Annotated in this window: 19 protein-coding genes; 13 read left to right on the top strand and 6 right to left on the bottom strand. The window is 73.0% G+C overall.

What is annotated here, in order from left to right; translation table 11 throughout:
* Window position 1 precedes the first annotated feature (1 nt).
* Window positions 2-976, bottom strand: coding sequence for a DMT family transporter (locus ACFXDJ_RS07680; protein ID WP_384659820.1), 975 nt, complete (start codon window positions 974-976; stop codon window positions 2-4).
* A gap of 51 nt (window positions 977-1,027) precedes the next feature.
* Entirely contained in the window at window positions 1,028-1,969 is a 942-nt protein-coding gene (locus tag ACFXDJ_RS07675) for an EamA family transporter (protein WP_384659795.1), read from the bottom strand.
* A gap of 106 nt (window positions 1,970-2,075) precedes the next feature.
* Here ACFXDJ_RS07675 and ACFXDJ_RS07670 point away from each other — a divergent pair, with 106 nt between their 5' ends.
* Entirely contained in the window at window positions 2,076-2,597 is a 522-nt protein-coding gene (locus tag ACFXDJ_RS07670) for a MarR family winged helix-turn-helix transcriptional regulator (RefSeq protein ID WP_384659799.1), read from the top strand.
* 123 nt (window positions 2,598-2,720) lie between these two features.
* On the opposite strand, the gene ACFXDJ_RS07665 is transcribed toward ACFXDJ_RS07670, so the two are convergent.
* The 3 genes from ACFXDJ_RS07665 to ACFXDJ_RS07655 are packed head-to-tail and all read right to left on the bottom strand — an operon-like array spanning window position 2,721 to window position 5,257.
* Window positions 2,721-2,960: a hypothetical protein gene (locus ACFXDJ_RS07665; protein WP_384659801.1), complete on the bottom strand. Its 240-nt coding sequence runs from the start codon at window positions 2,958-2,960 to the stop codon at window positions 2,721-2,723.
* Between the two features lie 20 nt (window positions 2,961-2,980).
* On the bottom strand, window positions 2,981-5,020 hold the full coding sequence (locus tag ACFXDJ_RS07660) for a 4-alpha-glucanotransferase (protein WP_384659804.1): 2,040 nt from the start codon (window positions 5,018-5,020) through the stop codon (window positions 2,981-2,983).
* Window positions 5,021-5,032: 12 nt separating this feature from the next.
* Entirely contained in the window at window positions 5,033-5,257 is a 225-nt protein-coding gene (locus ACFXDJ_RS07655; RefSeq protein WP_384659806.1) for a hypothetical protein, read from the bottom strand.
* Between the two features lie 201 nt (window positions 5,258-5,458).
* Between ACFXDJ_RS07655 and ACFXDJ_RS07650 the strand changes: the two genes are divergently transcribed.
* Window positions 5,459-8,512, top strand: a complete 3,054-nt coding sequence (locus ACFXDJ_RS07650; protein WP_384659809.1) for a beta-N-acetylglucosaminidase domain-containing protein — start codon at window positions 5,459-5,461, stop codon at window positions 8,510-8,512.
* A 70-nt stretch (window positions 8,513-8,582) separates the two neighbouring features.
* Here the strand turns inward: ACFXDJ_RS07650 and ACFXDJ_RS07645 are convergent, their stop codons facing one another.
* Entirely contained in the window at window positions 8,583-9,125 is a 543-nt protein-coding gene (locus ACFXDJ_RS07645; RefSeq protein ID WP_384659812.1) for an HNH endonuclease, read from the bottom strand.
* 276 nt (window positions 9,126-9,401) lie between these two features.
* On the opposite strand from ACFXDJ_RS07645, the gene ACFXDJ_RS07640 reads away from it, so the two are divergent.
* From ACFXDJ_RS07640 to ACFXDJ_RS07590, 11 genes are all read left to right on the top strand, one after another.
* Entirely contained in the window at window positions 9,402-10,481 is a 1,080-nt protein-coding gene (locus tag ACFXDJ_RS07640; protein ID WP_384659815.1) for a mechanosensitive ion channel family protein, read from the top strand.
* A gap of 185 nt (window positions 10,482-10,666) precedes the next feature.
* Entirely contained in the window at window positions 10,667-11,908 is a 1,242-nt protein-coding gene (locus ACFXDJ_RS07635) for an ROK family transcriptional regulator (protein ID WP_384848373.1), read from the top strand.
* Between the two features lie 92 nt (window positions 11,909-12,000).
* The gene (locus tag ACFXDJ_RS07630; RefSeq protein WP_384656470.1) at window positions 12,001-13,335 is read left to right on the top strand and encodes an extracellular solute-binding protein; all 1,335 of its coding nucleotides are present in this window, start codon (window positions 12,001-12,003) and stop codon (window positions 13,333-13,335) included.
* Window positions 13,336-13,456: 121 nt separating this feature from the next.
* Window positions 13,457-14,338 (top strand): carbohydrate ABC transporter permease, encoded by an 882-nt coding sequence (locus ACFXDJ_RS07625; RefSeq protein ID WP_384656491.1) that lies wholly within the window; start codon window positions 13,457-13,459, stop codon window positions 14,336-14,338.
* A gap of 5 nt (window positions 14,339-14,343) precedes the next feature.
* Window positions 14,344-15,267 (top strand): carbohydrate ABC transporter permease, encoded by a 924-nt coding sequence (locus ACFXDJ_RS07620; protein ID WP_384656472.1) that lies wholly within the window; start codon window positions 14,344-14,346, stop codon window positions 15,265-15,267.
* Between the two features lie 5 nt (window positions 15,268-15,272).
* A complete protein-coding gene (locus ACFXDJ_RS07615; RefSeq protein WP_384656474.1) occupies window positions 15,273-16,538 on the top strand; it encodes a 6-phospho-beta-glucosidase in 1,266 nt (421 codons plus the stop codon).
* Window positions 16,529-17,551 carry an N-acetylglucosamine kinase gene (locus tag ACFXDJ_RS07610; protein WP_384656477.1) on the top strand — a complete coding sequence of 341 codons (1,023 nt, stop codon included), beginning with the start codon at window positions 16,529-16,531 and terminating at the stop codon, window positions 17,549-17,551. Before ACFXDJ_RS07615 ends, ACFXDJ_RS07610 begins: the two co-directional genes overlap by 10 nt.
* Window positions 17,552-17,778: 227 nt before the next feature.
* Entirely contained in the window at window positions 17,779-19,185 is a 1,407-nt protein-coding gene (locus tag ACFXDJ_RS07605) for a hypothetical protein (RefSeq protein WP_384656479.1), read from the top strand.
* Window positions 19,186-19,289: 104 nt separating this feature from the next.
* Entirely contained in the window at window positions 19,290-20,222 is a 933-nt protein-coding gene (locus ACFXDJ_RS07600) for a glutamate ABC transporter substrate-binding protein (RefSeq protein WP_384656494.1), read from the top strand.
* Between the two features lie 98 nt (window positions 20,223-20,320).
* Window positions 20,321-21,655: a hypothetical protein gene (locus ACFXDJ_RS07595; protein ID WP_384656497.1), complete on the top strand. Its 1,335-nt coding sequence runs from the start codon at window positions 20,321-20,323 to the stop codon at window positions 21,653-21,655.
* Window positions 21,656-21,660: 5 nt separating this feature from the next.
* On the top strand, window positions 21,661-24,417 hold the full coding sequence (locus tag ACFXDJ_RS07590; protein ID WP_384848498.1) for a tetratricopeptide repeat protein: 2,757 nt from the start codon (window positions 21,661-21,663) through the stop codon (window positions 24,415-24,417).
* The last annotated feature ends 18 nt before the right edge of the window (window positions 24,418-24,435 follow it).

The raw sequence follows: 24,435 nt of genomic DNA, 5'->3' as shown, positions 1-24,435 counted from the left end.
CCTACCGCCGGGCACCCAGGCTCACGCCGCCCAGGATCAGCGCCATGCACAGCAGCTGCGCGGGGCCGGTCTGCTCTCCGATGAGGAGGAAGCCGAGGATCGCGACGCAGACGGGCTGGAGGTAGTAGACGACTCCCGCGCGGGCCGCGCCGATGATCGAGACGGCCTTGTTCCAGGCGAAGAAGGCGACGGCGGAGGAGAAGACGCCGACGTAGAGGAGCATCCCGGCGGCGGAGGGGGTGACCTCGAAGCCTCCCTGGACGCTGACGGACACGGCGTAGGCGGGGGCCAGCATGAGGGCGCCGAGGACGAAGGTGGTGATCAGGAAGGCGAGGCCGCCCAGTTCGGCGGGCTTGCGCTTGAGCAGCGCGCTGTAGGTCGCGAAGGACAGGGCGGCGGCGAACATCCACAGGTCGCCCGCCGAGAAGTCGAAGCGGATCGAACCCTTGCCGACCAGGAGCAGGACGCCGAGGGCCGCGAGGGCGAGGCCGAAGGTGCGCCGCGCGCCGAGCCGTTCGCCGCCGAGGCGGGCGTAGAGGGCCATGATGACCGGCGAGGCGGCCATGATCATGCCCATGTTGGAGGCGGAGGTGGTCAGTCCTGCCTGGTGCACGAGCGTGTTGTAGAGGGTGACGCCGAAGAGGGTCGCGAGGGCCGTGTAGCCGAAGTGCTTGCGGATCAGGGCCCGCTGCTGCCAGGCCTGGCGGGCGGCGAAGGGGGCGACGGCGACGGTGGCGATCGTCCAGCGCCAGAAGACGGCCTGGACGGGCGGGATGCTGTCCGCCATGCCGCGGGTGGCGACGAAGCTGCCGGACCAGATGACCGTCGCGAGGAGGGCGAGGAGCACGCCGAGACCGGCGACCCCCTTCTTGTTCCCGGCCTTGGCGGCGGCCGGGGCACCCTCGTCACCGTGCTGCTCTGCTCGCTCCGCCTGCTCTGCCTGCTCTGCTTGCGGAACGGTCTGGTCGCGGTCCATGACGGCCACTGCGCGTCTCCCCCTCGGGGTCGGTTCTGTCGATTCGTCGCTCTACCGTCGCACCGAGTCACCGGTCAGGTCCATCGAATCATTTTGATCAGTTTCTTCAGCAGAAGTGAACGATTCCTTCCCGGGCCGCGTCGCCCCGGCGGCCAGCTGCCCCGCGACGGTGGCGCCGAAGGCGACCGCCATGCCCAGCAGCTGCACGGGCGACAGCGCCTGCCCCAGGACGGCCCAGCCGATGACGGCCGCGGTCAGCGGGGAGAGCGGGCCGAGCAGGGTGACCGAGGTGGCGCTGAGCTGCCCGATGCCGCGGAACCAGAGCCAGTACGCGATGCCGGTGTTGATCAGCATCATGTAGCCGTAGCCGAGGAAGGCCTTGCCGTCGAGGGCCGGCGGCGCCCCCTCCACCAGCGCGGCGATGGGAATGATGATCAGACCGCCCGCGGTCAGCTGCCAGCCGGTCATGGCCAGCGGGCCGACCCCCTCGGGGCGCCCCCAGCGCTTGGTCATGACGGTTCCGGCGCCCATCGAGAGCGAGGAGACGACTCCGGCCGCGATCCCGATCAGGTCGAGCTCCGCCCCCGCGGTCAGCACCACCATGCTCACCCCGAGGGCCGCCACGATGGCGGCGAGCACGGTCCGCAGCCGGGCCCGCTCCCCCAGCAGCAGCGCGGACAGCCCTACGACGAACAGCGGTCCGGCGGAGCCCAGGACGGCCGCGACGCCGCCGGGCAGCCGGTAGGCCGAGAGGAACAGCAGTGGGAAGAAGGCGCCGATGTTGAGGCCGCCCAGGACCGCGGACTTCCACCACCACTGCCCCTTGGGCAGGGTCCGCGCGAGGGCCGTGAGCAGCAGCCCGGCGGGCAGGGCCCGCATCACCCCGGTGAACAGCGGCCGGTCGGGCGGCAGCAGTTCGGAGGCCACGGCGTAGGTGGAGCCCCAGGAGATCGGGGCGAGGGCGGTCAGGGCGATGGTGGCGATGCGCTTCATTGCGGGTCCCTCCCGAGTAGGTCGCTCGCAAGTAGCTTACCGCTAAGCTACTTATCGTCAAGTAACTTTCTTGCGAACGATCAAGCGGAAGCCGGATACTGCGCCCATGACCGAGCACACCCCCACGACCGGCGGCGCCGACGCCGCCGACGCCGTAGACGTGATCACCGCCCAGTGGTTCGCCGTGCGACCCGACCTGGACACCGCCCCCATGGCCGTATTCGGCCGGATCCACCGGATCGGCAAGGCCATCGGCGACGCCACGGAACGGGCCTTCGGCCGCTACGGGATCGGGCGCGGGGAGTTCGACGTCGTGGCCACCCTGCGCCGGAGCGGAGCCCCCTACACGCTCTCCCCGCGGCAGCTCTCGGCCACCCTCATGCTCACCACGGGCGGGATGACGGGACGGCTGGACAAGCTGGAGAAGGCCGGGCTGCTCTGCCGCAACCCCGATCCGCACGACCGGCGGGGGATCCAGGTGACGATCACCGACCGCGGTCTCGCGGTCGTCGACCAGGCGGTCGCGGCGGGCCTGGAGGTACAGCGCGCCGCGCTCGCGGGGCTCGACGACACGGAGGTCGCGGCGCTCACCGGGCTGCTGCGCAAGCTGATGGCGGAGGCCCCGTAAAGCGGTAGGCCCCCCGTGAACCGGGAGGTCCGTAACCGGGCCCGGGTACGACTGAGCGCCGGAGGTCCTTACGGACCCCCGGCGCCCCGGAAGTGTCGAGTGGAGCGAAGACCCCTGGTGGGGTCAGCTCTCCTTCTGCCCCTTGCGCGACTTGTCGCCGACCATCACCAGACCGGCGATCACCAGGAACAGCACGATCGGCGCGGCCACGTACAGGCCGAGCGTCTGGGCAATGCTCAGGCCCTTACCCGGGTCGTCACCGTCGTCGCGGGTGAGCGCGAGGGCGGGAGACGTCATCAGCAGCATCATCAGCGTCGTTCCGGCCGTGACGGCGCCGGCGCGCAGAGCGTTCTTCTTGTCCACGGTGCAAACGTAGCGAACACCTAAACGACGCGCGCGCCCGGGGGTGCCGTACGGGGTTCCACCCCGTCCCGCACCGCGCTCAGCAGGGCGTTCGCGCGCGGCGAGGCGGCCAGCGCCTCCAAGGTCAGCGGCCGGCCCTCCGCGTCGGCGAGCGGCAGCCGCCAATTGGGGTACTGGTCCCAGGTGCCGGGCAGGTTCTGCGGCCGCCGGTCCCCCACCGCGTCGGGGAGCCAGACCCCGACCAGCCGGGCCGGGGTGCGCAGCAGGAAGGCGTACAGCGACCGTACGGCGGCCTCCTCGCCCTTGGTGTCCAGGCCGAGGTCCTCCAGTACGTCCAGCCAGCGCGCGGTGTCGGCGGCGTCCTCGGCGCGCTCCCGCTCCAGCGGGCGGGTCAGCAGGCCCAGCCGGTCGCGCAGTTCCACATGGGATCCGGCGAGTTTGGCGGCCGTGGGCGGCAGATCGTGGGTGGTGGCGGTGGCCAGGCAGTCGGAGCGCCAGCGCGCCGGCTCCAGCGGCTCCCCGTCGCCGCCCCAGTCCCGCTCGAACCAGAGCACCGAGGTGCCCAGCACCCCGCGCCGGGCCAGCGCCTGACGGACCCCCGGCTGCACGGTGCCGAGGTCCTCGCCGATGACCAGGGCCCCGGCCCGGCGGGCCTCCAGGACCAGCAGCGCGAGCATCGCCTCCCCGTCGTAGCCGACGTACGCACCTTCGGCCGGCGGGGTCCCTTCGGGGATCCACCAGAGCCGGAAGAGTCCCATGACGTGGTCGATGCGCAGGGCGCCCGCGTACCGGAACACCCCGCGCAGCAGGGCCCGGAAGGGCGCGTACCCGGTGGCGGCCAGCCGGTCGGGGCGCCAGGGCGGCAGCCCCCAGTCCTGACCGCGCGCGTTGAAGGCGTCCGGCGGGGCGCCCACGGAGCAGCCCTTGGCGTAAAAGGGCGTCCCCGTTGGAGCCCCGACGGCGTCGGAGCCCTGCGGATGCACCCCGACGGCCAGGTCGTGGATGATGCCGACCGCCATCCCGGCGTCCTTCGCGGCCCGCTGGGCGGCGGCGAGCTGGGCGTCCGTCAGCCAGACCAGCCAGCGGTGGAAGTCGGCCCGGGTCTTCGGGTCGTCCCCGGCGTGCCCGGCGCACCAGGCAGCGTGCAGGTCGAGCTCCGCGCCCTGCTCGGCGCGGAAGTTCCCGTAATCCGCCTCCCGTTCGGGTGAGCGCGGGACGGTGTAGAGCAGCTCCAGGGCGGCCCGCTTGAGGGCCCAGACGGCGTCCCGGTCGATCAGCGCCCCCTTCTCCAGCACCTCTCGGCGCAGCTCCCCGCCCCGGGCGGCCAGTTCGGCGAGGGCCTCGCGGTCCGGGCAGTCGGCGTACTCCGGGACGTCCTCGATCCGCAGGTGCACCGGGTCGGGGAAGCGGCGCGAGGACGGCCGGTACGGGGAGGGGTCGGTCGGGGTGCCGGGCACGGCCGCGTGCAGCGGGTTGACCTGGATGAACCCGGCTCCGTGGACCCGGCCCGCCCAGTCCGCCAGGGCCGCCAGGTCGCCGAGGTCGCCCATGCCCCAGGAGCGCTCGGAGAGCAGGGAGTACAGCTGGACGAGGAGCCCGTGGGTGCGCTCCGGCGCGGCCGGGGCCCGGTCGGGGGCCACGATCAGGGTGGCGGACGCGGTGCGCCCGTCGGGGGCCTCGGCCCGGAGCCGGTACACGCCGGGCGGCGGCTCCGGCAGCGCCCCCCCGGGCGCCAGCAGCGGCCCCGGCTCCGCCGCTTCCTCCCCCGCGTCCTCCTCCGCCTCCAGCCGGAGTACGGTGCCGGGCGGCAGCGCGCCCAGTTCCACGGGCGGCCTCGACCCGGCCCACCACACCAGCATCCGCGGCAACAGCCGTTGCGCTGCCTCGCGTTCGACCCCGGCCAGCCGGGCCCGTACCGACTCCGGGGTGTCGGTGTCCACGCCCAACTGCCGCAGCACGGCGGCGATGGTGGCCTCGGGGACCCGGACCGTGACGTCCTCGGCGGGCTGGTAGGTGGTGGCGACGCCGTACAGGGCCGCGAGCCGGGCGAGGTCGTCCATCTGGATCCTTGTCTAGTCACCCGCCGCGGCGGCCGCGGCGGAGGTGGTCGGCTCGCTGGTCAGCGGGGCCTCGTCGGTGAGCGGGGGCTCGCTGGTCAGCGGCGCGTGCGCGGAACCGGTGAGCGGGGGCTCGCTGGTGAGCGGTCCTTCGGCGGGGGAGAGCCCCTCGGCGGGTCCGCCCTGCGCGGGCAGGTGGGCGAGCGGCGGGCGGGCTATCCGGACATCGACGGCGTTCACGGCAGGCACTCCTTTGTGCGTGAGGATCTGTCAGAACCATGGAACACCGCCGGAGAACAACGCAGCCATACCCAGTCGGACGCATCGCATTCCTGGCGTATCCAGGTCAGATCACCCGTGGGCGTTGACACCCCGGCCGTACGGATGGTGGGCTCGGGACCATTCGTACGAGCGGGGGAAGACTCGGGACGAGGAGACTGCGTGCAGCTCAGGGGCAGCAAGCGGGCCACGGCCGCGGCCGTCGCCGTGATCGGGACGCTACTGGGCGGGTCGGTGGCCGTGGGTCCGCCCGGCGCCTTCGCGGCGCCCTCGACACCTTCTCCCGCCCTCGACCCCTCGACCGTTTCCATAGCCGCACCCGCGCTCGACCCCGCCCCCGCGCAGCCCGCACCCGTATTGGAACCCGGCTCCGATCCGGCGCGGGCCGCCGCCGAGGGGCCCGCGGTGTGGCCGCGCCCGCAGTCCATGGCCGCCGATCCGGCCCGGTCGGTGGCGCTGGGCACCGAGGCCGTACTGGTGCTGCCCACCGACGTGGACCCGTACGCCGTCCAGGTGGTCCGTGAGGCCTTGCGCGGGGCGGGCGTACGGACCCTGCACGAGCGGGCCGACGGGCAGCCGCTGCCCGGGGGGATTCCCGTCGTGCGGTTCCAAGGACCGGATGCGGAAAGGGCGTTGACCGAGCTGGGCGCGGCCGGGGCGGGGGACCTGCCGGCCGGCGGGTACCGGCTGGCGGTGGGCCGGGCCGGCGGGCGGGACACGGTCGCGCTGGCGGGCGTGGGGGACGACGGGCTGTTCCACGCCGCGCAGACCCTGCGTCAGCTGATCGCCTCGGGCGGCGGAAAGGTTCCCGGGGTGCTCGTGCGGGACTGGCCGACCGCGCCCGTACGCGGGATCACCGAGGGGTTCTACGGGACCCCGTGGACGGCCGCGCAGCGGCTCGCGCAGGTCGAGTTCATGGGCCGGACCAAGCAGAACCGACTGCTGCTCGCACCCGGCGACGACACCTACCGGACCACGGACTGGCGCCGGGACTACCCGGCGGAGCGGGCGGCGGAGCTGCGCGCGCTCGCCGAACGGGCCCGCGCCAACAAGGTCGTGCTGGCGTGGGCCGTCGCGCCCGGACAGTCCATGTGCCTGTCTTCGGCGGCCGACCGGGCCGCGCTCGCCCGCAAGGTGGACGCCATGTGGGACCTCGGGTTCCGGGCGTTCCAGCTGCAGTTCCAGGACGTCAGCTACACGGAGTGGGGCTGCCGGGCCGACCGGGAGCGCTACGGGAAGGGCCCGGCGGCGGCCGCGAAGGCGCACGCCGCGGTCGCCGGCGAACTGGCGGCGCACCTGGCCGCACGGTATCCGGGGGCTCCCGCGCTGTCGCTGCTGCCCACCGAGTACTACCAGGACGGCGCGACGGCCTACCGGACCGCGCTGGCCGGAGCCCTGGACGGCCGGGTGGAGGTCGCCTGGACGGGCGTCGGCGTGGTGCCGCGCACGATCACCGGGCGCGAACTGGCCGGGGCGCGCTCCGCGCTCGGGCATCCGCTGGTCACCATGGACAACTACCCGGTCAACGACTGGGATCCGGACCGGATCTTCCTCGGCCCGTACGCGGGGCGGGACCCGGCGGTGGCGGGCGGTTCGGCGGCCGTCCTGGCCAACGCGATGCCCCAGGCCGCCCTGTCCCGCGTCCCCCTGTTCACGGTGGCGGACTTCACGTGGAACCCGCGCGGCTACCGGGCCGCCGCGTCGTGGGCGGCGGCCGTCGCCGAACTGGCCGGCCCGGACCCGAAGGCCCGGGAGGCGCTGGCCGCGCTGGCCGGGAACACCGCCTCCTCCGGGCTCGCACAGCCGGAGTCGGCTTATCTGGCGCCGCTGGTGGAGGAGTTCTGGCGGACGCGCTCCGCCGGCGATCCGGCGCCGGGGGAACGCCTGCGGGCCGCGTTCCGCGTGCTGCGCGAAGCGCCGGACCGGCTGCCGGGTCTGGCCGCGGAGGCCGGTCCGTGGCTGTCCCGGCTCGCGCGCTACGGGGCGGCCGGCGAACTGGCCCTGGACGTCCTCCAGGCGCAGGCCCGCGGGGACGGGGCGGCGGCCTGGCAGTCCTCGCAGGCCCTCTCGGCCGCCCGCAAGGCGCTCTCGGAGACGGCGGCGGGCGAAGTGCGGGTGGACAAGGCGGTACTGGACCCCTTCCTCTCCAGGGCGGCGGCCGAGGCCGACGCGTGGACCGGCGCGGCCCGTTCCACCGGGAGCGTCTCCAAGGCGGCGGACTCCTGGACGGTCCAGCTGTCCGCCGCCCGGCCGGTGTCCACGGTGACCGTCATGACCGACCCGCTGCCGGCCGGGAGCCGGGGCGCCGCGATCGAGGCACACGTACCGGGCGAGGGCTGGCGCAAGGTCGCGGAGGCGGCGGCGTCCGGCTGGACCCAGGCGGACGTCGGCGGCCTGCGGGCCGACGCGGTGCGGCTCACCTGGTCGGGCCCGGCGCCGGCCGTGCACAGCGTGGTCCCCTGGACGGCGGACGGACCCGAGGCCCGCTTCGAACTGGCTGACACCGTGGACGCCGAGATCGGCGGGGCCGCGGTGCGGGTCCCGGCGGAACTCTCCGCGCTGCGCCCCGGCGAGGTCCGCGGCCCCCTGTCGGCGGCTCCGCCGCAAGGGATGGAAGTCCGGCTCCCGGCGGTCGCGGTGGCACCGCGCGGCACTCGGGCGGTCGTCCCGGTGGAGGTCACCGTGGCGGCCGGCACGGCCCCGGGGACGTACGAGGTCCCCGTGACCTTCGGTTCCGCAACCGGGTCCGGGACCGGCTCCGGGACCGCTTCCGGGCCCGAGACCCGCACGCTGAAGGTCCGGGCCGTCCCGCGCACGGCCGGCCCGAACCTCCTGCGGGGCGCCCGGGCCACGTCCTCCGCGAACGAGACCCCGGACTTCCCGGCCTCGGCCGCCCTGGACGACTCCCCGGCCACCCGCTGGTCCTCCCCGGCGGTGGACGGAGCCTGGTGGCAGGCCGAACTCCCGGCGGCGGCCCGCGTCGGCCTCCTGCGCCTGCACTGGCAGGAGGCGTACCCGTCCCGCTTCCGGGTGGAGACCTCCGCGGACGGAATCTCCTGGACCCCGGCGGCGGCGGTCACCTCGACGGGCGGGGTGGACCCGGTCCACCTGACGGCGGTGGAGCCCGCGCGGTTCGTGCGCGTCACCTGCGACGCGCGGGCCACCCGCTTCGGCTGCAGCCTCATCGAGGCGGAGGCCTTCGCAGCGGCCCCCTAGGTCGTCTAGGTCGTCCAGGTCGTCCAGGCCGCCTCTTCCGGATCTTGCCGGTCGGGCCCGCGCCGGCCCGTCAGGACGCCGCCGCCGTGACGCCGATCCTGTCGAGGGCGTCTTCCGCTCCGTACGGCTGGAGGTACGGCATCCAGCAGGGGTCCCGGTGGCCCGTGCCGATGATCCGCCAGGCCAGTCCGGACGGCGGAGCCGGCTGGTGTCGCAAGCGCCAGCCCAGGTCCACCAGGTGGCGGTCGGCCTTGACGTGGTTGCAGCGGCGGCACGCGGCGACGACGTTGTCCCACGCGTGCTGTCCGCCCCGGCTGCGCGGGATGACGTGGTCGACGCTGGTGGCGACGGCTCCGCAGTACATGCAGCGGCCGCCGTCCCGCGCGAACAGCGCGCGCCGGGTGAGCGGAACGGGCCCCCGGTAGGGGACCCGCACGAAGCGCTTGAGCCTGACCACGCTGGGAGCGGGGACGGCCCTTGTCGCGCTATGCAGAAAGGCGCCGGATTCCTCCAGGGAGATCGCTTTGTTCTCCAGGACGAGGACGAGCGCGCGGCGGAGCGGTACGACGCCGAGGGGCTCGTACGACGCGTTGAGGACCAGGACGTGCGGCACGGACTGCCTCCTTGTACGCCGGCGGCGCGTGGCTCGCGCCGGGACGATCTGCTTTCCAGTCTCCCCTTACGGCTGGTCGAAGCGCCACCACGCGCCCGTAACGGGTCCGAGGTGTTTTCGACCACATCCGCTTCATCCCCGCGTGAGTCTGGTCTCTCCCTCGAACACGGCAACAAGCTAGGGCGTGTGCCCCGTTAGGGTGGATGGTCTGCTCGCCCCCCTTCCGCGAGCAGGACGCTATATCTGGAGGTTCCCGCCGTGCCCAGGCCTGCCGCCTTGCTCCCTCTCGCAGCCGACACCCCGGACGCTTCCCAAACGATCAGAGAGACGCACGAGAACGTCACCCAGGCCGCCAGTTTCATCGAGGAGAACTGGGCCGGATGGCTGTACCTCGGCCTGAAGATCGTCCTCATCCTGGTCATCGCCTTCGCCCTGCGGTCCGTGGTCCGCAAGTCCCTGACCAAGCTCATAACCCGGATGAACCGCGGTGCAGAGGCCGTCGAGGGGACCGCGCTGGGCGGGCTGCTGGTCAATGCCGAGCGGCGCCGCCAGCGGTCCGAGGCGATCGGTTCGGTCCTGCGTTCGGTGGCCTCGTTCCTGATCCTCGGCACGGCCGGCCTGATGGTGCTCGGCGCGCTCGACATCAATCTGGGCCCGCTGCTCGCGTCCGCCGGTGTGGCCGGTGTCGCGATCGGTTTCGGCGCCCGCAACCTGGTCACCGACTTCCTCTCCGGCGTGTTCATGATCCTTGAGGACCAGTACGGCGTCGGCGACAAGATCGACGCCGGGGTGGCCTCGGGCGAGGTCGTCGAGGTGGGGCTGCGCGTCACCAAGCTGCGCGGGGACAACGGCGAGATCTGGTACGTCCGCAACGGCGAGATCAAGCGGATCGGCAACCTCAGCCAGGGCTGGGCCACGGCGGGCGTGGCCGTGCAGGTCAAGCCGTCCGAGAGCCTCTCCCACATCCGCGAGGTGGTCCAGGGCATCGCCGAGACCATGGCCAAGGAGACCCCGTGGGACGAGCGGCTGTGGGGTCCGGTGGAGGTGCTGGGTCTGGACGAGGTGCTGCTGGCCTCGATGACGGTGAAGGTGTCGGCGAAGACGATGCCGGGCCAGCAGTTCGCCGTGGAGCGGGAGCTGCGCTGGCGGATCAAGGACGCCTTCGACACCTCGGGCATCGGGATCATCGGGGGCCTGGCGGCTCCCGCCGAGGACGAGGCTCCGGCCGATCCCGCGGCCGCCGTCGCCCCGCCGTCGGCGCTGGCGAACCCGGCTTCCCCGCAGTCCCTGGCCACCGTGCCGATTCCGCCGCCGGCCGTCGGCGGTCCGGGGTCGGGTCCCCGGATCAGCAAGTAGTCACGACCAGTCCCCCACCCGTCGCACCTACGCCACTGCCCCCGCAGGTTTCACCTGCGGGGGCAGTGGCGTGTTCACGGCGCCGACAACGGCGCGGGCACGGTATGGGTACTCCCATTGACACGACTCACACGCTGATAGGAAACTTACCTAACAGTTCACCTCGGTGAGGGAGAAAACACCCCATGCCCGCCGCCACCCCCGGTACGCCCAGCCTGTTGCGCGCCCTGAACGACCGGGCCGCGCTCGAACTCCTGCTGACGCACGGTCCCCTGTCACGGACCCGGATCGGGCACCTCACCGGGCTCTCCAAGCCCACCGCCTCCCAGCTGCTGGCCCGCCTGGAGGCCGCCGGGCTGGTCGTCGCCACCGGCACCGCCACCGGGCGCCCCGGCCCCAACGCCCAGCTCTACGCGGTCAACGCGCGGGCCGCGCACGTCGCCGGACTCGACGTCACCCCGGGCCGGATCCTCGCCTCCGTCGCCGACCTGACCGGCGAGGTGATCGGCAGCCACGAGCTCCCGTACGCGCCGGGCACCGGCCCGGTCGAGCAGGTCGGCCGCGCCCTCGCCGAGGCCGTCAAGGACGCCGGGCTGCACCTCGGGGACATCCACCGGGTGGTCATCGCGACCCCCGGCTCCTTCGACCCCCGCACCGGGGTGCTCCGGTACGCCGACCACCTCGCGGGCTGGCAGTCCCCCACGCTCCTCGAAGAGCTGGCGGCCGCCCTGCCGATGCCGGTCGAGTACGAGAACGACGTGAACCTCGTCGCCATCGCCGAGCAGCGCCTGGGCGCCGCCCGCGGGCACGAGGACTTCGTCCTGCTGTGGAACGAGGAGGGCCTGGGCGCCGCCCTGGTGCTCGGCGGCCGGCTGCACCGCGGCTGGACCGGCGGCGCCGGCGAGGTCGGCTTCCTGCCGGTCCCCGGGCATCCTCTGGTCCGCCAGGTCACCCGGGTCAACTCCGGCGGCTACCAGGAACTGGCCGGAGCGCAGGTGCTGCCGTCGATGGCGGCCCGCCTCGGCGTCGAGGCGCCGCCGGCCCCGTCCGGGTCGGTGCACGGGGAGGTGCACGGCGCCGAGTCCGGGGCGATGGTCGCCGCGGCGGCCGCGCTGCTGGCCCAGGCGGCCGCCGCCCCCGAAGGCGCCCACCTGCGGCTGCTGCGGGAGTACGCCACCGCACTCGCCACCGGCCTCGCCTCGCTGGTCGCCGTACTGGACCCGGAGATCGTGGTCCTCTCGGGCGCGCTGACCATCGCCGGCGGGGAGCCCCTGCGGGAGCTCATCGAAGCCGAGCTCGCCGATCTCGCCCCGTCCCGGCCCCTGCTGGTGACCGGCGAGGTACGGGAACGGCCCGTACTGCGCGGGGCGCTGGAGAGCGCCCTGGCCGCCACCCGCGACGAGGTCTTCGACACCTCGCGCCGCTGAACCGCACCGAACCGCACCGCCCCCCACCCTCACCGAACCCCACCCGCAACACCCCTCCAGGAAGTCCCCCCCGCGCAGAGAGTGACTCCGTCATGCCCAGAACCCGCCGCCTGACAGCCGCAGCCGTCGCCGTCGCCGCGATATCCGTACTCGCCACCGCCTGTGCGGGGTCCACCGCGAACACGGCCTCCGACGACCCGGCCAAAGAGGTCACCCTCAACTTCTGGCACGGCTGGTCCGCCCCGAGCGAGATCAAGGCCATCGAGGACAACATCGCCCGGTTCCAGAAGGCGCACCCGAACATCAAGGTGAACGTCACGGGCAACATGACGGACGACAAGATCAACCAGGCGCTGCGCGCGGGCGGGGACAAGGCCCCCGACGTGGTCTCCTCCTTCACCACCGACAGCGTCGGCAAGTTCTGCAACTCCGGCGCCTTCGCCGACCTGAACCCCTTCCTGAAGAAGTCCGGGATCGACAAGGAGAAGGTCTTCCCCAAGACCCTCATGCAGTACACCCAGTTCAACGGCAACCAGTGCACGCTCCCGCTGCTGAACGACGCGTACGGCCTCGTCTACAACAAGACCGCCTTCGACGCCGCCGGCATCGCCGGACCGCCCAAGACCTGGAGCGAGTTCGTGGCGGACGCGCAATTGCTGACGAAGGCCAAGGGCGATTCGTACGAGCAGCTGGGCATCATGCCCACCTTCCACGGCTACGAGACCGCCCCCCAGCGCATGGCCGCCCAGTGGAGCCCGTCCTACTTCGACGCCCAGGGCAAGTCGAACCTGGCCAAGGACCCCGGCTTCGCGAAGATGCTGGGCGCGCAGAAGGACCTGGTCACCAAGCTCGGCGGCTACGAGAAGCTGGAGAAGTTCCGCACCACCTTCGGCGACGAGTGGAGCGCGGAGCACCCCTTCCACCTCGGCCTGGTCGCCATGCAGATCGACGGGGAGTGGCGGGCGGCCATGGCCAAGGAGGCCGGCGTGAAGTTCGAGGTCGCGACCGCGCCGATGCCCGTGCCCGACGACCAGCTCGCCGACTACGGCAAGGGCTACCTCTCGGGCACGATCATGGGCATCTCCTCGGCGAGCAAGAAGCAGAACGCGGCCTGGGAGCTGACCAAGTACATGACGACCGACACCGACGCGGTCGTGGACTTCGCCAACGCCATCCACAACGTGCCCTCCACGCTGGCCGCGCTGGACTCCCCCAAGCTCCAGGTGACCCCGGAGTTCAAGACCTTCCTCGACATCGCCCGGCACCCGAAGTCGACCACCACCCCGGCCCAGGCCGACGGCGGCACCTACCAGCTGACCTTCGCCGACTTCGCGTACTCGGTCGAGAAGGGTGACGTCCCGGACATCGCGGCCGGTCTCGCCAAGACCGACCAGCAGATCGACACGGACATCGCGAAGGCGAAGTAGCCCCGTGAACGCGACGGGCACCGCCCCCTCCCCGGCCCCGGCTCCCTCCTCCCCCGCGACCTCCCCCTCCCCCGAGCTCCGCGCGAAGCGCCGTAGGTCGGCGCTGCGCACGGCGGCCTTCATGTCGCCCTGGCTCATCGGGTTCAGCGTCTTCTTCGCCTACCCACTGCTCTCCACCGTCTACTTCTCCTTCACCAAGTACGACGGCTTCCGCCCGCCGGTCTTCAACGGGCTGGAGAACTGGTCGTACGTGTTCACCGACTATCCGATGTTCTGGCCGGCCATGCGCAACACCCTGTGGCTGGTCGTGGTGATGGTCGCCTGCCGGGTGGCCTTCGGGCTCGGCATCGGCCTGCTCATCACCAAGATCAAGCTCGGTACGGGCCTCTTCCGCACCCTGTTCTACCTGCCCTACCTGGCCCCGCCGGTCGCCGCGACGCTCGCCTTCGTCTTCCTGCTCAACCCCGGCACCGGCCCGGTCAACACCCTGCTGGACTCGGTCGGGATCTCCGCGCCCGGCTGGTTCACGGACCCCGCCTGGTCCAAACCGGCCCTGACCGCGCTCGCGGTGTGGGGGGTGGGCGACCTCATGGTCATCTTCATGGCCGCGCTGCTCGACGTACCGAAGGAGCAGTACGAGGCAGCCGAGCTGGACGGGGCCGGAGCGCTCCAGCGGTTCCGCCACATCACCCTGCCGAACATCTCCCCGATCATCCTGTTCGCCGTGGTCACCGGGGTGATCCAGGCCATGCAGTTCTATACGCAGCCCCTGGTGGCGGGGAAGGTCGCCTCCGGCCACATCGGCGGCTCGGGCCAGCAGATCGAGCCCGGATACCCGGACCAGTCCACGCTGACCCTGCCCCAGATCATCTACAACGCCGGCTTCCAGCGCTTCGACTACGGCGCCGCGTGCGTGGTGGCCCTGGTGCTGTTCGCCCTCTCCATGGCCTTCACCGCGCTGCTCATGCGTCGGCGCGGCGGGCTGATCGAAGCAGGTGACTGAGGATCATGACTCAGGTAATCGACCGCAGTACGACGCGGCCCCGGGGTTCCGGCGGCGCGGATTCCGACGGCGGGGATTCCGACCGGGCCGTGCGCACCGCGCGCCGCAGGGCCGCGCTCCACTGGGTCGCCGTGCACAGCCTCGGCATCGCGGCGGCGCTCTTCTTCGTCATGCCGTTCGTCTTCCTCTTCCTGACCTCGCTCATGAGCGACCAGCAGGCCCTGACCCGCAACTTGTGGCCGCAGACCTGGGAGTGGGGCAACTACGCCAAGGTGTGGAACACCCCCGGGTTCCTGACCTGGTGGCGCAACACCCTGCTCTACGCGGGCGTCGGCACCGTGCTGACCGTGGTCTCCTCGGTGCCCGTCGCCTACGCGCTCGCCAAGTTCCGCTTCCGCGGCCGGCGGCTGTCGCTGCTGTTGGTGATCGCCATGATGATGCTGCCGCCGCAGGTGGTCGTCATCCCGATGTACCTGTTCTGGGCCAAGCAGCTGGACCTGTCCGGCACGCTCTGGCCGCTGATCATCCCGATGGCCTTCGGCGACGCCTTCTCCATCTTCCTGCTGCGCCAGTTCCTGCTGACCATCCCCGACGAGTACCTGGACGCCGCCAAGGTCGACGGCTGCGGCGAGGTGCGCACCCTGCTGCGGATCGTGCTGCCGATGGCCAGGCCCGGGATCGCGGCCATCGCGCTGTTCCAGTTCTTCTGCGCCTGGAACGACTACTTCGGCCCGCAGATCTACGCCTCCGACAACCCGGCCGCCTGGACCCTCAGTTACGGACTGGAGTCCTTCAAGGGCGCCCACCACACCAACTGGAACCTGACCATGGCCGCGACCGTGCTGGTCATGGCCCCGGTGATCGTCCTCTTCTTCTTCGCCCAGAAGGCGTTCGTCGAAGGCGTCACCCTGACCGGAGTGAAAGGCTAGTCACGATGAAACTCGCAGTGGTGGGCGGCGGTTCCACCTACACCCCCGAGCTGATCGACGGATTCGCGCGGCTGCGCGACACCCTGCCCATCAGCGAGCTGGTGCTGATCGACCCGGCCGCCGAACGACTGGAGCTGATCGGCGGCCTGGCCCGGCGGATCTTCGCCAAGCAGGGGCACCCCGGCCTGATCACCACCACCTCCGACCTCGACGCGGGCGTGGCCGGCGCCGACGCGGTCCTGCTCCAGCTGCGCATCGGCGGACAGGCCGCCCGGCTCCAGGACGAGACCTGGCCGCTGGAGTGCGGCTGCGTCGGCCAGGAGACCACCGGCGCGGGCGGCCTCGCCAAGGCGCTGCGCACCGTCCCGGTGGTCCTCGACATCGCCGAGCGGGTCCGGCGCTCCAACCCTGACGCCTGGATCATCGACTTCACCAACCCGGTCGGGATCGTCACCCGCGCCCTCCTCCGGGCCGGGCACAAGGCCGTCGGGCTGTGCAACGTGGCCATCGGCTTCCAGCGCCGGTTCGCCGCGATGCTGGACCTGACCCCGGCCGACATCCACCTCGACCACGTGGGCCTCAACCACCTCACCTGGGAGCTGGGGGTGCGCAAGGGCGGCCCGGAGGGCGAGAACCTGCTGCCGCAGCTGCTGGCCGCGCACGGCGAGGCCATCGCCGCGGACCTGCGGCTGCCGCGCGCGGTCCTGGACCGGCTCGGCGTGGTCCCCTCGTACTACCTGCGCTACTTCTACGCGCACGACGAGGTGGTCCGCGAGCTCGGCACCAAGCCCTCGCGCGCCGCCGAGGTCGCCGCGATGGAGAAGGAACTCCTCGGCCTGTACGGGGATCCCGCGCTCGACGAGAAGCCGGAACTGCTCGCCAAGCGCGGCGGCGCCTTCTACTCCGAGGCCGCCGTGGACCTGGCCGCGGCCCTGTTGGGCGACGGCGGCAGCGCCCTCCAGGTGGTCAACGCCCTCAACAACGGCACCCTGCCCTTCCTCCCGGACGACGCGGTCATCGAGGTCCAGGCCCGGGTGGACCGCTCCGGACCGACCCCGCTGGCCGTGCCCCGGCTCGACCCCCTGTACGCCGGGCTGATCGCCCACGTGACGGCGTACGAGGACCTCGCGCTGGACGCGGCGCTGCGCGGCGGCCGCGAGCGGGTCTTCAAGGCCCTGCTGGCGCACCCGCTGGTCGGCCAGTACGACCTCGCCGAAGGGCTGACCGACCGGCTCCTCGCGCACAACAAGGAGCACCTGGCATGGGCGTGAGCCGACCCGCCCCCCAGCCCGCGCCCGCGGCGGTCCTCGCCGTGGACGCGGGCAACAGCAAGACGGACGTGGCGCTGATCGCCGCGGACGGCACGGTGCTCGGAACCGGGCGCGCGGGGGGCTTCCAGCCCCCGCGCGTCGGGGTGGAAGCCGCGGTGGACGTCCTCGGGCGGGCCGTCGCGGAGGCGGCCGAGGCCGCCGGACTGTCCCGGCTCGCGCCCGGGAACCCGTACGCCGTCCAGGTCGCGGCCTGTCTGGCCAACGCGGACCTCCCCGTGGAGGAGCGCCGGCTCGCGGAGGCCATCGGCGCGCGGGGCTGGGGCGCGGCCACCGAGGTCCGCAACGACACCTTCGCCATCCTGCGGGCGGGCCTGGGCGCGGCCGGGGGGCCGCGCGGGGTCGCGGTGGTGTGCGGGGCCGGCATCAACTGCGTGGGCATGCTGCCCGACGGGAGCACTGCCCGGTTCCCCGCGCTCGGGCAGATCTCCGGGGACTGGGGCGGCGGCGGCGGACTGGCCGCCGAGGCCATGTGGTGGGCGGCGCGGGCCGAGGACGGCCGCGGCGGCCCGACCGCGCTGGCGGCGGCGCTGCCCGGGCACTTCGGGCTGGGCTCCATGTACGAGCTGATCGAAGCCGTGCACCTGGGGACGATCGCGCCCGGCCGCGTCCACGAGCTGGTGCCGGTGCTGTTCGCGACGGCCGCGGCCGGGGATCCGGTGGCCTCGGCGCTGGTGGAACGGCAGGCGGACGAGGTGGTCGCGCTGGCCTCCGTGGCGCTGGAGCGGCTCGGCCTGCTGGCCGAGGAGGCGCCCGTACTGCTGGGCGGCAGCGTGCTGGCGGCCCGGCATCCGCAGCTGAACGGGCGGATCGAGGCGCTGCTCGCCGAACGGGCCCCCTACGCCCGGGTGTCGGTGGTGACGGCCCCGCCGGTGCTGGGCGCCGGACTGCTGGGGCTGGACGCGCTCGGGGCCGGACCCGAGGCCTACGGGAAGCTCCGTGCCCATTTCGGGTGAACGCGGGGCGGCGCGGAACCACGGCGGCCGGCGGGGCGTATTCACGGTGAAGGGGAGGAACGGCGGAGGGACGCGAAGGGGCGCGAGGGACACGGAGGGGGCGCGGAGGCGCGGCCGAGGGGGGACGGACCGGGGCGGATCGTGACTGATCCAGCACCGGGTGCTGTGGTCCACCGTCACTAAGGCCATACTGCTGCGAAGCACTAAGGACCGAGGGGGAGGTCACGGTGGCCATCACATCACGCGCGCCCGCGCCGGGCGGCGCCGTCGCGGCGCCCTCCGGCCCGCCGGCGCCACCACCCGACGGCCTGCCCGGGCGCAGTACCGCCTGGGCCGAGGGCGTGGAGCAGCTGCGCGCCGCCGCCACGACCGAACCCGGCCGGCTGCGGATCATCGGCGCGGTACTGGCCGCGCTGGTCCTGCTGTTCGGCCTGGTCTCCGTCTGGGAGATCTCCGGCCGGGTCACCGCGGCCGACGACGTGGTGGGCCGCAGCCAGCCGCTGAGCGCCGACGCGGCCAGCATCTACCGCTCCCTCGCGGATGCCGACACCGTCTCCTCCAGCGGGTTCCTCGCGGGCGGCGACGAGCCGCGCGAGGTCCGCGGGCGGTACGAGAAGGACATAGCCAACGCCTCGCGGCTGCTGGTGAGCGCCGCCGCGAACACCGGGGCCGGCGAGGACTCCCGCAAGCAGATCACCCTGCTGAGCGAGCAGCTGCCCCGCTACACGGGCCTGATCGAGCAGGCGCGGGCCACGAACAAGCAGGGCCTGCCGCTCGGCGGCGCCTACCTCCGCTACGCCAACGAGCAGATGAGCACCCAGCTGCTGCCGGCCGCGCAGCGGCTCTACGAGGCGGAGACCGGCCGGCTCTACACCGACTACGACGACGCCCGCTCCCTGCCGCTGGCCTCGCTCGGGACGGGCGTGCTCGCGCTCGCCGCCCTGGTGTGGGCGCAGCGGCGCAACTACCTCCGGACCCACCGCGTCTTCAACCACGGGCTGGTCGCCGCGACCGCCGCCTCGCTGGTGGTGCTGCTGTGGCTGGCCGCGGGGCACACGGTCGCCCGGTCGGGGCTGAGCCAGGCCCGCTCCCAGGGTCAGGAGTCGCTCAAGGTGCTCAACGACGCGCGGATCGCCTCGCTGCAGGCGCGGGCCAGTGAGAACCTGACGCTGATCTCGCGCGGCGCCGTACTGGCCGAGGACAAGAAGTCCGACAAGTACGACGTGGACTTCGGGAACGACATGAAGGACCTCGATGCGGGCCTCGCGACGGCGCTCAAGCTCGCCGACGACCAGGCCGGCCGGGCGCCCGTCACCCGCGCGGCGGACGGCGTGAAGCGGTGGAAGGAACTGCACGCGGCGGCCCGGCAGACCGACTTGAAGGGCGACTACCAGGGCGCCCTCGGCCAGGTCATCGGGGACAAGGACCACAAGGAGTACAGCGGCACCGCCTTCGACACGGTGGACGCCTCGCTGGAACAGGCCGTAGCCCACGAGCAGCAGCAGTTCACCCGGGCCGCCGAGGGCGGTCTCGGCGCGCTCGACGGTCTGGTGACGGGCACGGCGGCCCTGGCGGTCGTCGGCGCTGCGGCGGCGCTGCTCGGCATCGGGCGCAGGCTTTCGGAGTACAGGTGAGAGCGATGCGGAGACAAGTGAGCCACGAAGCGCGCGAGGGCCACCCGCACGGCGGTGTGCGGCGGTTCGCGGGCCGGCTGCGCGGCTGGGGCGGGGTCAGCGCGATGGCCGTCGCCTGCGCGCTGACGGCCGCCGCCGTCCTGCTGCCGCTGGCCCAGGCGGCCCCGGGGAGCGGGCACGCTCCGCTGGTGCGCGAGCCGGCCAGGATGGCCGTCGCTCCCCTGGCTCCCGGCGACACCTGCCAGGACCCCGAAGCCAGCCTGCGCCCCAACGGGCTGGACGGAGCGGCCATCCAGCGGATCCGCGCCGCGGGCCACCTCGTCGCGGGCGTGGACCAGAACAGCTTCAAATGGGGTTACCGCAACCCGGCCGGCGAGCTCGACGGCTTCGACATCGCCCTGGTCAAGGCCATAGCGAAGGACATCCTGGGCGACCCCAACAAGGTCATATACCGGGCGATCCCCACCAGCCAGCGCATCCCCGCGCTCAAGGACGGCACCGTCGACATCGTCGTGCGGACCATGACGATCAACTGCAAGCGGCTGGAGGACGTCGCCTTCTCGACGGCCTACTTCGAGGCCGGCCAGCAGGTGCTGGCACCCAAGGTCTCGAAGATCACCGGCTACGACGCCTCGCTGAAGGACCAGCGGATATGCACGGCGGCCGGTTCCACTGCGGAGGCGGCGCTCGCCGCCAAGTCGTACGGGGCCGTTCCCGTCAGCGTGCCCAACCAGCTGGACTGCCTGGTGCGGCTCCAGCTGGGCGAGGTGGACGGCATCATCACGGACAACGCCCTCGCGGCCGGCCAGGCCGCGCAGGACCCGTCGGTCCAGCTGGTGGGCTCCCCCTTCACCAAGGAGTTCTACGGGGTGGCCATGAACAAGGACGCCGGCGATCTGGTGCGCCGGGTCAACAAGGTGCTGGAGGACTACCGCGCGGGCGGTGACAACAGCCCCTGGATGACCGCCTACAAGACCCACCTCCAGCCCGTGCTGCCCGGCGTGAGCGGCCCGCCCGCGCCCAAGTACCGGGACTGAGGCCCGTGGCGGATTCGGAGCCCGATCCCAGGAGACCGAAGACGAAGGCGGAGGCGGAGCCCGTGGAGGCACGGCCGTTCGGGGCGCAGCCCGCGGTGATGGACCGGGACGACGTGGACCGCGCGCTGGCCCGGCTGAGCGCGGAGCACGAGGCCGTCGAGACCTCCCTGCTCGCGCTCCAGGACCACGCCGGACGGCGGCTGCTGGAGGGCGCCGGGCTGACCGGGGTCACCAAGGAGCGGTGGGCCACGGCCGACGCGTCCATCACCCGGCTGTGGCGGTACTTCGACGCCTACAGCGGGGCGCTGGCCGCCGCCCGGGAGATCCGGGAGCGGCGCCGCTGGCCGACCCGCGAGGACCTGGTCGAGCTGACGGACCGGCTGCGCGGGCCCGGGGTGCTGATCGCCGGGGCCGGGGTGGAGGGCGTGGCGCTGGCGGAGCGGTTCTCGCTCGCCGAGCTGGTGGCCAAGATGAACGAGCTGTACGCGGGCTCCCTGGACGTGGTGGTCGCCGCCGACTCGGTGTGGTCGGCCCTGCCCGCCCGGATCGACCTGCTCTCCGCCGAGCTGCACCGCACCCGCTCCCTGGCCCACTCGGTCGGGGTCCGCCCGGGGGAACACCCCTCGGGCGACGACCTGGAGACCATCACCGCCGAGCTGGCGGAGCTGCGGGCCCGGGTGATCGAGGACCCACTGGCGTTCTGGGTCGCGGTGGCGGGGAGTTCGGCCCCGGGGGGCGGCCGTCCGGACACCGGGCGCTACGACCGGGCCGCGCTCGCGCTGGAAGACGTACGCCGTGAGGTCGAGGCGGTGCTGACCGTCCGGCAGGATTCCGAGCAGCGGCTGATCGGTCTCCGGGACGTGCTCTCGCGGGCCGACCGGACCCTGGCGGAGGCCCGGGTGGCGCGCGGCGAGGTGCTGGCGAAGATCGCGGCGTCCGAGGTGCCCGCGGTGAGCGGCCCGCCGACGGCGCTGCAGGAGCAGTTGTCGGCGGCGGCCGAGTACCGGCGGCAGTCGCAGTGGCACCGGCTCTCGCCGCTGCTGGAGTCGCTGGAAGAACGCGCCCACGAGGAACTGCTGCGGGCCCGTGAATCGTTGACCGCGGTGACGGCTCCGCTGGCGATGCGGGCGGAGCTGCGCGGACGGCTGGACGCCTACAAGGCGAAGGTGGCCCGGCACGGCATGGCGGAGGACCCGCTGCTGATCGAGCGGTACGACGCCGCCCGGCGGATGCTGTGGAGCGCGCCGTGCGATCTGCGCGCAGCCGAGCAGGCCGTACTGCGCTATCAGTGGGCGGCGGCGGAGACGCTGGCTCCACCGCAGCCGCAACAACCACCACAACTTCAGCAACCGCAGTCACCGCAGCAAACACAGTCGGCGCAGTCGCCGCAGGATCGAGAATGGCCCGAGGGGCCGAGGGAGGGGGACGCATGAGTCTGATGGGAACGGCGTGCATGCGCCCCGGCTGCCCGGGGTCGTACGAGGACATGGGCGGCGGCGAGCTGTACTGCGACACCTGCGGGCTGGCGCCGGCCGGAGCCGTCGCGGCGGGCGCCGAGCAGCTGGTGTCGGTGCCGACCGCGATGACGAGCGCGGCGCGCCACGGGGACTCGCAGGGCTCCCACGGGTCCGGACGCTCCGCTTCCTCCTCCTCGTCCTCACGGGCCTCCCGCTCCTCGCGCTCCTCCTCCTCGCGCCGTTCGGTGTCGGGGCGGCTCTCGCGCGCCCTGTCGGGGGCCGCGTCCACCCGGTCGGTGTCGGTGCGCAGTTCGGGCTCGGGCGCCGCGGTTTCGGGGCGCAGCCGCCTGGGGGCCGGGCTGGTCGCCGTACCGGAGGTGCCTCGTCCGGATCCTTCGGAGGCGGTGCTGGAGAATCCGGAGGTCCCGGAGCGCAAGCGGTTCTGTTCGCGCTCGGACTGCGGCGCTCCGGTGGGACGGGCCCGGGGCGACCGGCCGGGACGGACGGAAGGTTTCTGCACCAAGTGCGGGCATCCGTACTCCTTCGTCCCCAAGCTCCGCGAGGGTGACCTCGTCCACGGCCAGTACGAGGTCGCGGGCTGTCTCGCGCACGGCGGCCTCGGCTGGGTCTACCTGGCGGTGGACCGGGCCGTGGCCCGGCGGTGGGTGGTCCTCAAGGGCCTGCTCGACACCGGGGACGAGGACGCGATGGCCGCCGCGATCTCGGAGCGGCGCTTCCTCGCGGAGATCGAGCACTCCAACATCGTGCGGATCTACAACTTCGTGGAGCACCTGGACCAGCGGACCGGTTCGCTGGACGGGTACATCGTCATGGAGTACGTCGGCGGCAAATCGCTCAAGGAGATCGCCAACGAGCGGCGGCGGCCGGACGGCCGGCGCGATCCGCTGCCGGTCGAGCAGGCGTGCGCGTACGGCATCGAGGCCCTGGAGGCGCTCGGCCACCTGCACAGCAGGAACCTCCTCTACTGCGACTTCAAGGTCGACAACGCCATCCAGCAGGCCGACCAGCTGAAGCTGATCGACATGGGCGCGGTACGGCGGATGGACGACGAGGAGTCGGCCATCTACGGCACCGTGGGCTACCAGGCGCCGGAGGTCGGGGACGTCGGCCCGTCGGTCGCCTCCGACCTGTACACGGTGGCGCGCACGCTGGCCGTCCTGACCTTCGACTTCCAGGGGTACACGAACGTCTTCGTGGACTCGCTGCCCGACCCGGAACACATCGAGGTGTTCGGGCGGTACGAGTCCTTCTACCGGCTGCTCGTACGGGCCACCGACCCCGATCCGGGACGGCGGTTCGCCTCCGCGCAGGAGATGGCGGACCAGCTGACGGGCGTGCTGCGGGAGGTCGTGGCGCTCCAGACGGGCCGGCCGAGGCCGCAGGTCTCCACGCTGTTCGGGCCGGAACTCCGGGTCCCGGACGACCGGCTGTTCGCCGACGAGCCGGGGGCGGAGGTCTCCCGGCTGGGCGGACGGTCCCTGACTCGGCGGTCCGTGAAGCGGCGGGGCGCCGCACCGGCTTCCCTTCCCGCGGGCCCCGAGTCCGCGGCGGGGCCGGCCTCCCTGCCCGCCGTCCCGGCGGCCGCCCCCGCGGCGGCGCCGATCACCGGGTACGGGACGAGCGGGCTGGTGACCACGGCCACGCACAAGGCCGCCGGGCCCGCCGGAGCCGCCGTACCCGCGCCGCGGCGGGCGCCGTCGGCTCCGCTGCCCCTGTCTTCGCCTTCGTCGCCCGCGTCTCCTTTCGCATCCCCGTCCGGCGACGGCTCCGCACCTGGGCAGCCGGCGCTGTCGACGCTGAACACCCGCGAAGCCGCGCTGGCGCTGCCCGTGCCGCTGGTCGACGCGACGGACCCCAACGCCGGGTTCCTGGCGGGTCTGATGGCCTCCGCCCCCGCCGACCTGCTGGGCGCGCTGAGCTCGGCGCCGGCCGAATCCGCCGAACTGCGGCTGCGGGAACTCCGGGCCCGGCTCGAACTGGGCGAGACCGACGCTCCCTTGGTCGCCGAAGCGCTGGCCCGGCTGGAAGAACGACATCCGGACGACTGGCGGGTGGTGTGGGCCCGCGGCATCGCCTCCCTGGCCGTCGGGGAGGACGAGACCGCGGCCCTGTCCTTCGACGCCGTCTACGACGCCTTCCCCGGCGAACCCGCGCCGAAGCTGGCGCTGGGGCTGTGCGCCGAGGTCCTCGGGCAGTTGGACAACGCCGCCGAGTACTACCGCCTGGTGTGGACCACCGACCCCGGATTCGTCGGCGCGGCGTTCGGGCTGGCCCGGGTGCAACTGGCCGCCGGAGACCGGGGCGGAGCGGTGCGCACGCTGGAGTCCGTACCCGAGGTGTCGATCCACCACACCGCCGCGCGGGTGGCCGCCGTACGGGCACGCTTGCGCGACCGGTCGCCGCAGGACGCCCTGCTGCCCGATCTGGCGGCGGCCGCGGCGCAGGTGGAGGCGCTGGGGAGGTTCGGCCTGGACTCGGTGCGCCACGAGCGGCTGAGGGCGGAAGTTCTGGGGTCGGCGCTCGACTGGGTACTGTCGGGTAGCCGGGGTTCCGACCCCGGACCGACCTCGCTGCTCGGCTGCCAACTGGACGAGCGGGGGCTGCGCTTCGGCCTGGAGCGCTCGTTCCGCGTGCTGGCACGGCTGGCGCAGCGGGGCGAGGAGAGGATCGAACTGGTGGAACGGGCAAACCGTTTCCGTCCCCGGACGTGGGTGTGATTGATGTCGATGCATCGG

Origin of the sequence: Streptomyces sp. NPDC059443 (assembly GCF_042750105.1) — a bacterium.
GTDB lineage: Bacteria > Actinomycetota > Actinomycetes > Streptomycetales > Streptomycetaceae > Streptomyces.
The sequence above is the reverse complement of the archived record's forward strand: the minus strand, read 5'-3'. Positions and strand labels throughout refer to the sequence as shown.